Source organism: Myxococcales bacterium, from assembly GCA_016706225.1.
Lineage (GTDB): Bacteria > Myxococcota_A > Polyangia > Polyangiales > Polyangiaceae > JADJKB01.
Window position 1 is genome coordinate 1 of the sequence record JADJKB010000002.1, and the last position, 14,550, is coordinate 14,550.

Annotated in this window: 14 protein-coding genes and 1 pseudogene; 8 read left to right on the top strand and 7 right to left on the bottom strand. The window is 66.9% G+C overall.

The features are described 5' to 3' along the window. The first annotated feature begins 235 nt into the window (after positions 1-235). Positions 236-634: a hypothetical protein gene (locus IPI67_00105; protein ID MBK7578581.1), complete on the top strand. Its 399-nt coding sequence runs from the start codon at positions 236-238 to the stop codon at positions 632-634. A 682-nt stretch (positions 635-1,316) separates the two neighbouring features. Here the strand turns inward: IPI67_00105 and IPI67_00110 are convergent. After that, positions 1,317-1,817, bottom strand: a complete 501-nt coding sequence (locus IPI67_00110; protein MBK7578582.1) for a hypothetical protein — start codon at positions 1,815-1,817, stop codon at positions 1,317-1,319. A gap of 35 nt (positions 1,818-1,852) precedes the next feature. Here IPI67_00110 and IPI67_00115 point away from each other — a divergent pair, with 35 nt between their 5' ends. The 6 genes and pseudogenes from IPI67_00115 to IPI67_00140 all read left to right on the top strand — a co-directional run bounded on the left by IPI67_00115 (position 1,853) and on the right by IPI67_00140 (position 5,322). Beyond that, a complete protein-coding gene (locus tag IPI67_00115) occupies positions 1,853-2,119 on the top strand; it encodes a glucose-6-phosphate dehydrogenase assembly protein OpcA (protein ID MBK7578583.1) in 267 nt (88 codons plus the stop codon). Between the two features lie 235 nt (positions 2,120-2,354). Further along, a complete protein-coding gene (locus IPI67_00120; protein MBK7578584.1) occupies positions 2,355-2,852 on the top strand; it encodes a 6-phosphogluconolactonase in 498 nt (165 codons plus the stop codon). Then, the gene (locus tag IPI67_00125) at positions 2,756-2,983 is read left to right on the top strand and encodes a hypothetical protein (GenBank protein MBK7578585.1); all 228 of its coding nucleotides are present in this window, start codon (positions 2,756-2,758) and stop codon (positions 2,981-2,983) included. Before IPI67_00120 ends, IPI67_00125 begins: the two co-directional genes overlap by 97 nt. 8 nt (positions 2,984-2,991) lie before the next feature. Beyond that, a pseudogene (locus IPI67_00130) lies at positions 2,992-4,303 on the top strand (UDP-glucose/GDP-mannose dehydrogenase family protein). A 162-nt stretch (positions 4,304-4,465) separates the two neighbouring features. Beyond that, positions 4,466-5,137 carry a hypothetical protein gene (locus IPI67_00135; protein MBK7578586.1) on the top strand — a complete coding sequence of 224 codons (672 nt, stop codon included), beginning with the start codon at positions 4,466-4,468 and terminating at the stop codon, positions 5,135-5,137. 26 nt (positions 5,138-5,163) lie between these two features. Further along, positions 5,164-5,322 (top strand): hypothetical protein, encoded by a 159-nt coding sequence (locus IPI67_00140; protein ID MBK7578587.1) that lies wholly within the window; start codon positions 5,164-5,166, stop codon positions 5,320-5,322. A gap of 354 nt (positions 5,323-5,676) precedes the next feature. Here IPI67_00140 and IPI67_00145 read toward each other — a convergent pair whose 3' ends face one another. Then, positions 5,677-6,309, bottom strand: coding sequence for a glutathione S-transferase (locus IPI67_00145; GenBank protein MBK7578588.1), 633 nt, complete (start codon positions 6,307-6,309; stop codon positions 5,677-5,679). A 66-nt stretch (positions 6,310-6,375) separates the two neighbouring features. Between IPI67_00145 and IPI67_00150 the strand changes: the two genes are divergently transcribed. Then, a complete protein-coding gene (locus IPI67_00150) occupies positions 6,376-7,341 on the top strand; it encodes a phosphotransferase (GenBank protein ID MBK7578589.1) in 966 nt (321 codons plus the stop codon). A gap of 33 nt (positions 7,342-7,374) precedes the next feature. On the opposite strand, the gene IPI67_00155 is transcribed toward IPI67_00150, so the two are convergent. The 5 genes from IPI67_00155 to IPI67_00175 all read right to left on the bottom strand — a co-directional run bounded on the left by IPI67_00155 (position 7,375) and on the right by IPI67_00175 (position 14,546). Beyond that, the gene (locus IPI67_00155; GenBank protein ID MBK7578590.1) at positions 7,375-8,319 is read right to left on the bottom strand and encodes a hypothetical protein; all 945 of its coding nucleotides are present in this window, start codon (positions 8,317-8,319) and stop codon (positions 7,375-7,377) included. Between the two features lie 248 nt (positions 8,320-8,567). Next, a complete protein-coding gene (locus tag IPI67_00160) occupies positions 8,568-9,371 on the bottom strand; it encodes a hypothetical protein (GenBank protein ID MBK7578591.1) in 804 nt (267 codons plus the stop codon). Positions 9,372-9,545: 174 nt separating this feature from the next. Further along, on the bottom strand, positions 9,546-11,735 hold the full coding sequence (gene glgB, locus IPI67_00165) for a 1,4-alpha-glucan branching protein GlgB (GenBank protein MBK7578592.1): 2,190 nt from the start codon (positions 11,733-11,735) through the stop codon (positions 9,546-9,548). A gap of 179 nt (positions 11,736-11,914) precedes the next feature. Beyond that, positions 11,915-13,033, bottom strand: a complete 1,119-nt coding sequence (locus IPI67_00170) for a hypothetical protein (protein MBK7578593.1) — start codon at positions 13,031-13,033, stop codon at positions 11,915-11,917. A gap of 10 nt (positions 13,034-13,043) precedes the next feature. After that, positions 13,044-14,546 (bottom strand): hypothetical protein, encoded by a 1,503-nt coding sequence (locus IPI67_00175; GenBank protein ID MBK7578594.1) that lies wholly within the window; start codon positions 14,544-14,546, stop codon positions 13,044-13,046. Positions 14,547-14,550 lie beyond the last annotated feature (4 nt).

Consider the following 14,550-nt stretch of genomic DNA (forward strand, 5'->3'; position numbering starts at 1 on the left):
CTCGGTCCAGAAGCACGCGCGCGCCTGCAGCCGCTGGACGAACCGGTCCCGGAATGATCTGCGGGCGCATGCACTACGCGCAAGGAGCGTTTGACGACGCGACCGCGTACCGGAAGCTGAAGGAGACCCTGGAGGAGCTCGACCGCACCCGAGGCACCGCCGGCGGGCGCACCTCTACCTGGCCGTCCCTCCGACGCCGTGCGGGGCATCGTCGAACAGCCGGTCGAAGCGGGCTGTGCCCGCGACCCGACGGCCGGGCACCCCGTACGCGCGGGTGATCGTCGAGAAACCCTTCGGGGTGGATCTGGCCTCGGCCAAGCAGCCCATCGTGACCTCCGGGGGTTCCTGGACGAGCGCCAGGTGTTTCGCATCGATCACCACCCTCGTAAGAGACGATGCAGAACCTGCTGGTGCTGCGCTTCGGGCAACACGATTCGAGCCGCTGTGGAATCGCAGCCACGTGTCTCACGTCGAGCTGACGGCCGACTATTGGCACGGAAGGCCGGAGCAAAGTTCACGAGCAGACGGCTTGATGTGCGACATCGTGCAAAACACCACGCTGCAGCTGTTGTCCCTGGTCGCCATGGAGTGCCCGTCGCCTGGGACGCCGACGCCGTACGCGACGAGAAGGTGAAGGCCCTGCGCGCTCTGTGGCAGATCCGCAGTATCGGAAGAGATCCGCACGAGCACGCTGGTGAGGACAGTAATGCCGCGAGGCGTCAACCGGGGTGACGCCGTGCCCAGCTACCGCGAGGAGCCTGACGTTGCTCGGGAGAGCAGCGTTGAGACCCGTTGCCGTGATCGAGGCGCGTGCGGAGAACTGGTGCGCCATGGAGTGCCAGTTGACATCTGCGCTGCAAACGCCTGGCAAAACACGCCACCGGAAACCGGGCGACTTCTGGCCGCCGCCCCACCTGCTGTTCGACGAGAGCACCTCGGGGCTTCAGGCAACTGAACTCGTTGGTGCTGCGCATTAGCCGGACGAGGGTATCGCACTCCGGTTTGCCAGCAAGATCCCCGGCCAAGGCGTCGCGATGGGACGTTGCCACGGATTTTCGCTACGGCACCGCGTTCGGGCACGAGAGCCCCGAGGCCTACGAGCGGCTCCTGCCGATAATGCGAAGTGATGCGACGCTTCTTCACGCGCCACGACGATGTCGAGCGTGTGGTCGTTCGTCGATCGGATCCCGGCGGCATGGCGGGACAACGCGGCGCTCCTGGCGAGCTACCTGGCTGGCGCTGGGGAACTGCGGGACGCGATGCTGGCGCGGAACGGGCACCACTGGAGCTAAACCGGATCGTGCGCGTGAGCTGACTCACTCTCCCGCATCGAGCGCGAGCTGGGCGCCCTGTGGCAGCCGGATGCCTCGGGACAGATCAAACCCCACGCCACCACGCTCAACCTGATCGCAGTTCACGGTCAGCGCGAGCCATCGTTCCTGGAGACGCTCGACGACGTCGCGGCTCGGCTCGGCGCGCGCACGTTCATCGTGAGTGTGGAGGGTCGCCTCGAACCGTGGGCCCTCGACGCCGAGGTGTCGGCCGTCTGCCGCGTGGAGCCGGGTACGCTTCGAGAGGCGGTGTGCGCCGAGCGGGTGAGCCTGACGTTCGGCGCACTCCTGGGCAAACGCGCGGCGTCGATCCTCGCTTCGCTGATCGAAGCGTCGCTGCCCACGGCGTTGTTCGTCGGTCCCGGCGCACCCGCCGCGGTGGTCGAGGCCCTGTGCCCCGAGGCGGGGGTCGTCAAGCTCGACAGCGCCGAGCTCGCTGGCCGAGCGCGCGGGCAAGCTCGCGGGACTGGGGCAGGCAAAATCCACGATCTTGCCTTCATTCGCGGCCGGCGCTCGCGGAAATGCTGGCGCGGGTGTTCGACGACTGCGGTCTGCGCCCGGCGCTCGGTCGGATCCGAGCGATTGACATCGTGCACGCCGAGCGCCCGGGGCACGTCGGCGCGGGCGTCGAAGCGGAGCTGCTGATCGCGTGGCTCGCGGCGCGGCTCGGCTGGGATGCGTCGCTCCGCGACAAGAGCGGAACGCCGGTTCACGTCAGTGTGCAGAGTGCAACGCGAGACGGCGTGTTGCCGGGCTGCCTGCTACGGTGGTGTTGCACGCGGAGTTGACGCAGGCCGCTCGAAGCTCGCATCGAGCGCAGCGCCGATGGGGAGCACCTGTCGTTGACCGTGAGCTCACCGGGCGCGTCGGACCAATGCGTCGCTTTTCGGTCCCCGGCGCGACGATGCGGAGCTGGTGGAGCGCGCGATCCGCAGCTTTCGAGACGACGAGCTGGTGCGAGAGGCGCTCGCGTTTGCCAGGAATGGAAATCTCGTGCCTGAAATCTGGTGACGAACGACGCCGGTGAGCTCGCCGAGCAGGCCCGAACGCTGGCCTCCACCATCATCGCAACCGCCATCGACCAGCGCGGTGTTGCTAACATCGCGCTCTCCGGCGGTCCACGCCAGGCGAGACGTATCGACTCTGGCTGAGAGCGGTCTCGACATCGAACAAAAGATCTCGGACGCTCACGTCTTCCGCATGCTGGGTGAGCTGGGCGCGGAGGCCGGGGCGCGTGCCTACACGGAGGTGCTCGACGCCGAGCTCGGTGCGGGGGCACCCATGGACCTGGTGATTGCTGGCCTCGGCAACGACGGGCACACCGCGTCGCTCTTTCCCGGCACCGGCGCCGTGCGTTTGCCCGGACGTGTCGTTGCCGTGACCCCAGGCGGAGGGTCGAGCCGCGCATCAGCCTCGGGCGCGACATGCTGCTCGCGTCGCGGCGAGTGCTGCTATTGGTCAGTGGCGCTGGCAAACGCTCCGCCCTGGTCCAGGCCCTCGCGGCCGGGGACGAGGACGTGATCCCCGCGCGCATTTACCTCGCTGCGCCAGCCGGCGTCGTGACGGTGATCATGGACGCCGCCGCTCAGGGCTTCCCGTGTGGGAGGCTGCGCTCGGGCGGCTCGACAGCCCGGACGATGGACGCTGAGTGAGCCGCATCATGCGCATTTCCGTGGTGGGTTCAGGGTATGGGTCTGTGGCGGGCGCCTGTTTTGCCGACGTCGCACGGACGTCACTTGCGTCGATGTGGACGAGAGCAAGCTGGAGAAACTCCGGCGCGGCGAGGTCCCGTTCTTCGAGCCGCGGCTCAACGAGCTGGTGAAGCGGAACCACCGGACCGGCTGCGCTTCAGCTCGAACCTGGCGGACAGCATCGCGGGTCGCAAGGCCGTGTTCATCGCCGTCGGCACCCCGCCGAACGAGGATGGCTCGGCAGATCTACAGCACGTGCTGAAGGTCGCCGAGGACGTGGCTGCGAGCGCCACCAACGATCTGGCGCTGGTGACCAAGAGCACCGTCCCGGTGGGCATGAACAAGAAGGTGCGTGAGGTCGTCGCGCGTCACGCCAAACATCGCATCAGCGTGGTCTCGAACCCCGAGTTCTTGAAGGAGGGCGACGCGGTCAACGACTTTTCAGCCCGATCGCATCGTGATCGGCTGCGACGACGATGAGGCGTACGAGGTGCTCGCGCGCCTGTACGCGCCGTTCAATCGCCAGAAGGAACGCATCCACCGCATGAGCCCCGAGAGCGCCGAGATCGTGAAGTACGCGGCCAACGCCCTGCTCGCGACCAAGATCCGTTCTGAACGAGATCGCGCGCCCAATGCGACGTGGTCGGTGCCGACGCGGAGGACGTGCGCAGCGCCGTCGGCGCCGACGAGCGCATCGGTCTGCAATTTCTGTATCCGGGCCTGGGTTTCGGCGGCAGCTGCTTCCCGAAGGACCTGCGGGCGCTGGTGCACACAGCCAAGGACCTCGGCATTCCGATGGGGGTTGCAGAAGCGGCCACACGAGCCAACGACGAGCCGGTACGGCTGCTGCTCGAGCACATGGAGGCTGATCTGGGGGGTGTCGCGGGCAAGACGATCGCGCTGTGGGGCCTGGCCTTCAAGCCGCGCACCGACGACATCCGCGAGGCGCCTGCGCTGAAGTTGATCGAGCACCTCGTGAACAAGGGCGCCGTCGTGCGCGCGACCGATCCCCAAGCGCGAGAGACGGCGCTCGTGCGGCTGAAAGAGCTCGGCATCGCGGAGAAGGTCGCGCTCAGCGCCGACTACTACGAGACCTGCAGCGGCGCGGACGCCCTGGTCGTGGCCACCGAGTGGAACCAGTACCGCTCACCCGACTTCGACCGGGTCCGCACCTCGATGAAGGGCCGGATGGTGTTCGACGGTCGCAACTGCCTGGTCCCCGGCAGCGTCTGGGACGCCGGCCTGCGCTACCGCGGCATCGGCCGGCCCGTGCTGGGCTGAGCGGCGTCAGCTGTGCAGCCGCCGGCTTGTGCAGGGGTTCCCGAGCGGGTATCTCGCTCGCGGAGGGTTGAATATGCGAACTTACACGGTCCTCGGCTCGGTCTGTGGAGCGAGTCTCCTGCTCTGGGTCTCCACTGCTGGGGCGCAAGAATGCGTGCCGGCATGCTGCCGGATCGGTCTGCCAGGCGGGGAGTGTGTGTGGCGCCTCCGCCTCCGCCGCCCGCGCCCGCCGAGACCCCGCCGGCGCGCCCCCACCTGCCGCCCCCGCCGCCGCTCCGCCTGCAGCTCCACCCGCTGGCGCACCACCGCCGGCGGCGCCGCCCCACGCGGCACCGCAACCCGGCGCATCACCCGCAGCAAGCGGCGCCGCGGCTGCTCCCGCCGCTGCCGCCACAAAGTGCGCTCTGGCTTCGCCGCCGTGGTGCGCGCCGGGTACATCGTCACGGGCAGCGGGAGCGCGACACGAAGTGCGCGGGCTCGGACTGTCCGAGCATACGTACCGAGGACTACGACGACAAGTCGGGGCTGGTGCTCGGCGCGGACTTCTTCGGTCACCTGTCCCCGCAGTTCCGACTCGGCGGGGGTCTGCTCTTCGCGCCGAACACGAAGATGGAGACCTCGGATGGCAGCGCCAAGGTCGGCAGTGATCTCTCGCTCTTGGCCATTGGAGAGGGTGTGTTCGACGTCGGGCCCACGACGGCCCTGGCGCTGCGGTTGTTCGTGGGGCCGGCCATCGTCATCGCGGGCTCCGACTTGAAAGACGAGAACGACTCCATCAACGACAGCTGCAACAGGTCAACTGCAAGTTCGACGAGGGGTCGAACGCTGCACTGAGCTACGGCGTCGGGGGCGGAGTCATCGTGGACGTCGGCTCTGTCGCCCTGCGTTTCGATCTGCTTCAGCAGTGGTACAGCGGCAAAGGGCGCAAGGTCGACTACTCGGGCAGCGGTGTCGATGCCACGATCGAGGAGGAGATCAGCGGCAGTCGTACCCTCGTGGCGGTCGGCCTCGATTTCTGATCGAAAACACATCTCCGTCGGGCCGAAGAGCCGCGGGGCAGTCGGAGCTGGCTCACCCCAGCTCGCTCCGCGGCGTTGCTGAGTCAGGCCGCGCGCCGACGACGCGCGAGCCCGATGGCCGCAGCGAGAACCAGCCACGCAAGATCGGAGCGCGCCGGATTGTCACCCTGGTGCCAGCCCGCCGCCCTTTTCAACACCGCTGCGGATGGCCAGTCGATCTCGAGCGGTGTTCATCGAACATCCGCAGCGCGAACGCGCCGGCCGGATGCGCGCGGTAGCTCGCGACCAATGCCCGCACGGGCTCCGGAAGCTCATCCGGCGTGGGCAGCGGCACGCCGTAGTTTCGAGGGCAGGTCAGCGCCGCCGCCAGCCGCAAGCAAACGTCAGATCGGCGGCCGTGAAACGCTCGCCAACCAAGAATCTCTTTCCACCCGCGAGACGCTCTCCGACCTCGTCGAACACGCGGTCCACCACCGCGCGGCCCGCCCGCTCCGTGTCCGCGCTGATGTCCAGGTAGCGGTGCATGAAGCGGCTGGCCAACGGAAACCCGAGCTCCAGCACTCGACGCTCCCAGCGTGGTGCACGGCCTGCGTTGAAGCGGAGCGCGGGGCGACCCCAGCGGAAGAAGTGGTAGTACATGACCCGGCGAGCCTCGACCCCGAACGGCTCGCAGAAGCCGCGCTCCAGGCGGAGGATCTCGCGATCCAGGGCGGGCTCCCCGCTGTAGAGACCTTGCCCCGAAGCGGTAGCGTCGCTGGCGTAGCGCACGATCTCGGACGAATCGCGGAGGACGCCTCCGTCTTCGAGGACCAAGACGGGAACGGTCTTGGTGCCACCCGCCGCCTTGACGTAGCGCCAGTGGAACATCTGGAGGTGCTGCTCTTCGACGAAGGACAAACCCGCGTGGTCCAGCGCCCAGCGTGCGCGCTCACAGTAGTGACTGATGGGGATGGTGATCAGGCGCACGAGTCGCGGCGATGATGACACGATTTGGGTGGGGACGCCGCGAGGAGGAGCGAGTACGAGATCTCGAACATGCCGACTCGCCCGTCGATGCACGGCGATGCCCGTGAGCTGCGCTTCATCGCCCGCGCGACCGGCGCAACGCGCGTCGAGCGAGGGGACCACATCCAGACGTTGTGGAGCGGGTACGGCGAGCTCTATCGGGTCCACCTCCACGGGGCAGACTCGGACACGGCCGTAATCAAGTCGGTGAAACCGCCGCGTCAGTCGCGAGCTTCGGATCGCTCCCATGCCCGCAAGTGCAAGTCGTACGACGTGGAGCTCGCCTGGTATCGAACCTACGCTGCACGCAGCAACGCCGATTGTCGGGTGCCAAGCTTGATTGCTGGGGAAAAAACCGACGTGGGCTGGCTGTTTGTGCTCGAAGACCTCGACGCCGCGGGCTTCTCCATTCGCCAAGGCCGCGGCCTCGATGCGGCCGCCATCGATCGCTGTCTCGCGTGGCTCGCCGCGTTCCACGCGCGATTCCTGAACACACCCCCCGAAGGGCTGTGGAAGACCGGAACCTACTGGCATCTCGCCACGCGCCCGGACGAGCTGGCCGCGATCGAAGACGCGCAGCTGCGCGCCGCCGCCCCGCACATCGATGCGGCGCTCCGCGCAGGAAAGTTCCGCACCCTGGTGCACGGCGACGCCAAGCTCGCAAACTTCTGCTTCGGCGACGGCGCGGTCGCGGCGGTCGACTTTCAGTACGTCGGCGGCGGCTGTGGCATGAGCGACGTGGCCTACTTTCTCGGCAGCTGGTCGGACGATGGCAGCGACCCCGAGGAGCAGCTGCACCTGGACGCCTACTTCGCGCACCTCCGGCGCGCGCTCGCGGGCCAGTCGGTCGACGCGGACGCACTCGAAGCGGAGTGGCGGGCGCTCTACCCGATCGCGGCCGTCGACTTCTACCGGTTCCTGGCGGGCTGGGCGAAGTCGTACTGGGCAGGCGACACCCAAGGGCAGCGTGTCGTCCGCGACGTGTTGCGCGAGCTTCGCGGACTTGCGACCTGAGGGCCGGGCGACCTTTCATTCACGGACACACACTCATGGCTCGAGCCGCAGCTCGATCACGGCAGTCTGTTGTGCACCGGGCAACGGGGTCAGGTGAAGCTCGGCGGTCTCTCGCACGAGACACTCGAGGGCCATCGGATCGGCCAGCGCGCTCTTTTCACTCGAGACGCTGTACGGCCGACCGCGCGCGTCGACGCGCACCGACAGGCGCACGGTACCGCTCAGCTTGGGCGAGTCGACCAAGCCCGCTGCGTAGCAGTATTTCATTGGCTCGGACTTCACGAACAGCGTTCGTAAGGCTTCGTCCGTCGCGCTGGTGATGTGCACCCGGCCCATGTGTTTCGGTGGCCCCTTGGCCTCACTCGGACAACGTCCGTAACTCGGCGAAGTGGTGCGCGGCGACGCCGGGCAGCGGGGCGGGGTCGCCAAGAATTCCAGAAAATGTAGGCACTCGTCACTCTCCGCAGCGTCGATGCCGCCAGCCCGGCACTCGCTCGCCCAAGCCTCTTTCGCCTGAGCCGAGTCGTACGGGCGCAGCAGATCGCCGAGGGCGCGGCACGACCCGGACTCGCGCTTCGCGCACCGGCCGCCGAGCTGCTCGGCGCGATCCATGAGCTCGCCATCGAAGAAGGCGCAGGACAACGACTCGCCGTCGGCACCCGGAACCCAGGCGCGAGAGTCGAGACCACAGCCCCGCGTTGCCATGCGCCGCGCCTGCACGACGTCACCACCGAGGTGCAGCACCGCGCCGCGTAGACATGCGGTTGCACTTGCGAGCTCGCAGCCGCGCTCCAAGAGCGCCCGCCGCTCGGCAACGGGAGCACGTTCCGCCGCCGTTTCACACGCCCCGGCGTCGCCCGCCTGACAACAGCTCGCCGGTGTGTCGCAATCTGGTCCCGCATCAGCCGTCGGCGTCGCCGTGCGCGGGTCGTTGCAGGCCGAGGCGACGAACAACATTAGCAGGGTGAGCGCTCTCATCGGTCCACCTTCGGGCGATAGATCCCCTGTAGGTCGTGATCATAGGGGCCGAGCTTCTGCGAAGCGAACGCGTGCCACTGGGATCGGGCCGGGCCGGGTGACGACGGTTTGGGGGGATCCGGGACGGCGACGTGGGTCGCCGGCCTACGCTGGACGGAGAAAGTCATGCCCGCCCCTATCTGCGCGAGGCGCCGGCCAGTTGCGTCTTTTGAACGGACCACGTGACCGCGCGCCGCCCGCATTCGAGCTCACCCCCGCGAGACCCGCCTCGCCCGGCGTCTTGCTCCCGAAGTCCCGCGACCGATGCGGCTGGTTTCGGGTCTCGCCGCGGCGGCAAGCTCGGCGCGCCGTCCTGCGATCTGATCGATGAGCGCGATCTTGCCCCAGATCTTTCCGCTCAGGCCCGTGGTCAGCTCCTCGACCTCGTCGACTGCCGAGAGCACCACCGGATCGGACATGTGCTCCGAGTAGAGCGCCGCAATCTTCCCGAGCATCGCCAGCATCTCCGTCGAGTAGTCGAGGTACCGCGACAGCTCGAAGTTCGTCATCGTGCGCGCCGGCGACGACTCGGTGCGCGGTCCAGCCTCGAGCAGTTGCTCCGGATCCTTCGTCAGCTGGTGCATGTCGACGATGTGCGCGAGCGCACGCAGCTCGTGCAGCTCGGCAAGCGCACGCCGGCGCTTGAGGCGGCTCTCGAGCGTGACCAAGAACAGGATGCTGCCGCCTATGAAAAAACTCGCCTCGAGCACGGCATCCAGCGTCTGAATCAGCTCGGTGCCGGCGCGAATCGACCACGTCAGGCCCAGCGTGCGCAGTGCCGTCCAGAGAAGCGCGATGAAACCAAACAGCAAGAACCCGACGCCGGCGCGCAGCCCGAGGTTCGGGCGCGACAGCTCGTTGATGCGCGCGGTCGTGCCCTGCGCCACTCGCGTCAGCTCCTTGGCCACGTGCACCAGGCTGGCTTCGGGGAAGCGCTCCTCGATGCGCCGCGCGAGCAGGTCCACCGTCGCGATGATCTGATCTGGATCCAGGCTGCGGTACGTGGCCGGCACTTCGGCTCCGAGTATAGGCTAGAGCGCCGAACAGGTTGAACGTCGTTTGTTTTCAGCGACTTGCAATGTGTTCGGCGCTCGCGCGCGGAGCGCGCACGGTCGAAGGCCGGGGGTTTGGGGCGCAGCCCCAACGTAAGTGTCCTAGAACACGAGCAGCGCAAGCTGATCGGTGTTCTAGGGCTCGGGTCTTCCGAGCACCAACAGGCCGAGGGGCGGCAGCGTGAGCCGCAGCGACTGCGGCCGGCCGTGGGCCGGAACCTCTTCGGTCTCGACCAACGAAGCCGTCTCGACGTCGCTGCCGCCGAACGCCACGTCGTCGGTGGAGAGAAGCTCGACGTAGGAACCCGGCTCCGGCGCGCCTACGCGATAGTCCATGCGCGGCACGGGGGTCATGTTCATGACCACCAGGACGTGCTGCCCACCGCCGCGACGCAGGAAGCTGAACACACAGTTCGCGCTGTCACTGCAGTCGATCCACTCGAACGAGTACGGGTTCGGATCGTTCTCCCAGAACGCGGGTGTGCCCGCGTACAGGCGCCCGAGCGCCTCGAAGAAGACCTGGAGCTTGCGGCGATCCGGCTCCTCGAGCAGGTGCCAGTCCACGCTCCCGTCGTGGTTCCACTCGCGCTCCTGGCCGATCTCGTTGCCCATGAAGACCAGCTGCTTGCCCGGGCGGGTGTACTGGTAGGCGTGCAAGAGCCGCAGGTTCGCCAGCTTCTGCCAGTGGTCCCCGGGCATCTTGGAGTAGAGCGAACCCTTGCCGTGCACGACCTCGTCGTGGGAGATGCTGTTGATGAAACGCTCGTGGAACTCGTAGATCATCGAGAACGTGAGCTGGTTCTGGTGATAACCACGATGCACCGGGTCTTTCCGGAAGTACTCCAGGGTGTCGTGCATCCAGCCCATGTTCCACTTGAACGTGAAGCCGAGGCCGCCCTCGCGTGCGTCGCGCGTCACCCCTGCCCACGAGGTGCTCTCCTCGGCGATCGTGAAGGCCCCTGGTACCTCTTCGCGAATGATGTGGTTGGTCGCCTTCAAGAACTCGATGGCAGCGATGTTCTCGCGCCCGCCGTGTTCGTTCGGTAACCACTCGCCCTCGGCCCGGCTGTAGTCGAGGTAGAGCATCGAGGCGACGGCATCGACCCGGAGGCCGTCCACGTGCAAATCCACGAGCCAGTAGAGCGCGCTCGCCAGGAGGAAGTTGCGCACTTCGGGCCGGCCGAAGTTGAAGATCAGCGTGCCCCAATCGGGGTGCTCGCCCAGCCGCGGATCTTCGTGCTCATACAGAGCCGTGCCGTCGAAACGACGCAGCGCGAAGTCGTCTTTCGGAAAATGCGCGGGGACCCAGTCGATGATGACGCCGATGCCGTTCTGGTGACAGTGGTCGACCAACCAGCGAAAATCGTCGGGTGAGCCATAACGAGTGCTCGGCGCGAAATAACTCGTGACCTGATAACCCCACGAGCCGAAGAACGGGTGCTCGGCTACTGGCATCAGCTCGATGTGGGTGAAACCCAGGCGTTTGCAGTGCTCGACGAGCTGCACCGCCGCCTCACGGTAGTTGAGGGAGCGGTTCCCTTCTTCGGGCACACGCTTCCACGAGCCGAGGTGCACCTCGTAGATGTTCATCGGACGCCGCGTCACGTCCTGGGTGCCACGCTCGGTCATCCACTTGCCGTCGCGCCACACGTGGCTCGACTCGCTGACCACCGACGCCGTCGCCGGAGGAAGCTCGGCCAGCTGCGCCAGAGGATCTGCCTTGAAGCGCAGGCCACCGTCGTGGGTCTTGATCTCGAACTTGTAGAGGGCACCTGGCGCAACGTCGGGGACGAACAGCTCCCAGATCCCGGATGAGCCGAGGGAGCGCATCGGCGAGAGGCGACCATCCCAACCGTTGAAGTCCGCGATCAAGCTCACGCGGCGCGCGTTCGGCGCCCAGACGGCGAACGCGGTGCCGCTCTCTCCGTCGATGGTGCGCAGGTTGGCGCCGAGCACGCGCCAGAGCTGGCGATGGTTGCCCTCACCGAACAGGTGCGCGTCGACTTCGCCCACCGTCGGCAAGAACCGATAGGGATCGCCTCGCTCCCAGGATTTCCCGTCGGCGAAGTGGAACCGCAACCGATAGGCAAGGGGTAGCTCCTCGCCCGGGACGAACACGGCGAACAATCCCTTTTCGATGGCAACCATCCCGAGGGTTCGACCGCCGGACAGCAGGCACTCGGCGCGTGTTGCATCGGGATGGAACGCACGCACGACGACGCCGCTCCGTCCGCCAATACTGAGCGGGTGCGCACCGAGGACTTGGTGCGGCTCGTGATGATCCCCCTGAAAGAGTCGGTGCACGGCCTCGGTTGGGCCGCGCATCAGCGTGATTTCGTCGAGCTCTTTGGGTTCTACACGGGTCTCTACCATCGGGGTGCGGTGTTAGCACATTCGACGCGCGACCGCTGCGCGCGGCGACCGCTGCGCGCGGCTCGCCCTTCGACGCGCGTATTTTGCTGCGCCGAGCCGCCTGCTCGCGAGCGCGCGCAAAAGTTCCGACATCACTGACAACCAATCGGCTCGGTGCTGACGACCACATCGTCGAACCAGATGCGGTTCGAATGACTCTTGGCGTCGGAGGTCTCGAGGTAGTGCTGCAACCTCACCATGTTGAGCTTCAGGTCCGAGGTCGCACGGAAGGCCATCGTCGTCAGCTGGTGCGCCGGTACACCATCGATGAAATAGGCCATTTCTCCGTTGGATTTCCCGGGATCATTGGCCTTCATCATCATCTCCAGGCACACCCACTTGTCGAGCGGCAGCGTCACCTCGGGACTGGGCGCGAGGGTCTCACCCCAGCAACACTCGAGTCCGTTCGTGCACGGCATGCCCTTCGTCGCGCAGCCGTCGCAGATCGCCTTCGGGTCGGCGTAGTTGGAGCAACTGGCGGCGGACTCGCACTTCATGTCCGGGAAGTACGAGTAGAAGAACGTGCTGTGGGTGAGCGGCTTGAAGTCGACGGTCGTGCCCATGTGACGCGTGCCGTCGGGACGGCAGCCCGCGTTGCCGTAGGCGTCCCAGTATTTTTGGCTGCCGCCGATGGAGAGGAAGTGGTGAACCCGCTCGTGATCCGGCGCCAGCTTGAAGAACGCGCGAAAGTAGAGTTTGTCGTAACCGGTAAGCGCACAGCCCGATTTGTTTTGCCCGCTGCAAGTTCGGAACATGAGGTCCGCTCCCTGATATCCCGCGCTGGCCGCAGCGGGCATGTAGAGCGAAAACCCGCCTCGGTGCGCCTCGGTCGACGAGGTCATGCGACCGGGATCCTTGGCTCCGATGTTCTCGGTCCAGGGGGAGCTCGCGAGCCAGCTGTCGAAGCCCGCGCCCATGCCTTCGAAGTCGTCGCAGAGCAGCCACGCCGGAGCCGGGTTCTTGCAGTCGTAGGCCACGCCGCCGCCGCCGCCTGTGTTGTTGCCGGCGGCCCCTCCGCTCGAAGTCGTGGCGCCGCTGCCTGCGGCGCCGCTGCCCGATGCGCCGCCGTTGCCCGTCTTGCCGCCACTTCCAGCGCTCGACGCGCCACCGCTCGACGCCCCACCGCTTGCGCCACTACCAGCGGTGTCCTCGGTCGAACATGCCAAGAGCGCCGATCCAACGAGCAGAGCGCCAGCCAGAAACTTCTTCATTCGGCCCCTTTCAACGATACACACGCGCGAACTCCGGCAACGTGTTGCCGGAGGGCCAGGCTTCGACGCAGTTGCCCGCTGAGTCTTTGTACGACTTGTTGGTCTCGGTTCGGTTCATCGTCCCACAGACCGCACCGGCCGAATTCCAGGGCCGGCACTTGTAAGCGAAGCCGTCGTACGGGAGATAGTAACTCTCCGTGCCCGTGCAGCCCGCCCCGGTGAAGTGACTGATGTACGCGCTCTCGGGCGCAACACAGGTCGCCTCGCCGCACACGCTGCCACACACACCGGGCGTACCGCCGCCCCCACAGGTGTTGAGCCCGGAACACGACCCACAATCGAGTGAGCCGCCGCAGCCATCGGAGATCTGCCCGCAGTTCTTGCCTTGAGCCTGGCAGGTCGTCTTGGTGCAACCACACGCGTTCGCCACGCCGCCGCCGCTGCAACTCTCGGGTGCCACACAGGCTCCGCAGCTCAGGTTTCCGCCGCAGCCGTCCGGGATCGAGCCGCAGTTCTTGCCCTGAGCTTGGCAGCTGGTCTTGACGCAACCACACACGTTCTGCGTCACCGCGCTGCACGTCTCCGGCGCTGTGCAGGTGCCACAGTTGAGTGTGCCCCCGCAGGCATCGGGGGGAGAGCCGCAGTTCTTGCCCAGCGCGGAGCACGTGGTCTTGGTGCACCCGCAGACGTTCGCCACCCCACCCCCGCTGCAGGTCTGGGGCGGCGAACAGCTCCCGCAATTGAGCTTGTTCCCGCAGCCATCGGAGACGTCTCCGCAGTTTTTGCCCTGTGCATTGCAGGTGCTGGGCACACACGGGCCCGCGCCGCACTTGTTCGGGCCACCTCCACCGCAAGTCTGCCCGCTCGGACAGCTGCCGCAACTGACCGTGCCCCCGCAGCCATCGGCCTGCGTGCCGCAATCCGCACCGAGCTCCTGACACGTCTTCGCGGTGCAGCCGCAGCTGTTGGCCTGACCAGCCTGCCCACACGTCGTGGGAGGCTGGCAGACACCGCAATTGAGCGAGTTGCCACAACCATCGTCGAGCGTGCCGCAGGTAGCAGCTTCCGATTCACACGTCTTCGGTTTGCAACCGCACCCATTGGGTACGCCGTCGCCACCACAGGTCGCCGGCGGAGTGCACGCCGCGCAGTCGATGATGGCGCCGCAACCGTCGGGCACTTGCCCGCACTCGGCGCCCAGATCGGCGCAGCTCGCAGGAACACACGGGAAGTCTCCGCACCGGTTCGGTCCGTCTCCACCGCAGTACTTGCCGTCGGTGCACGTTCCGCAGTCGAGCACGCTCGTGCAGCCGTCCAGCGCGAGGCCACAGTTGGCGTTGAGCTCCTTGCACGTCTTCTTCTTGCAAGCGCTCGCGTCGGAGCCTGCATCGCCGGCGTCAGCCGTCGACTTCAAGTCGTCGAGGTTCTGCGTCAGGCTGCAGGACCCCAGAGACAACCAGAGCGCGGCGGTGAGCCAAGAGAGCGTGCTCGAGTTGCGCGCGACGGAGCCCACGATG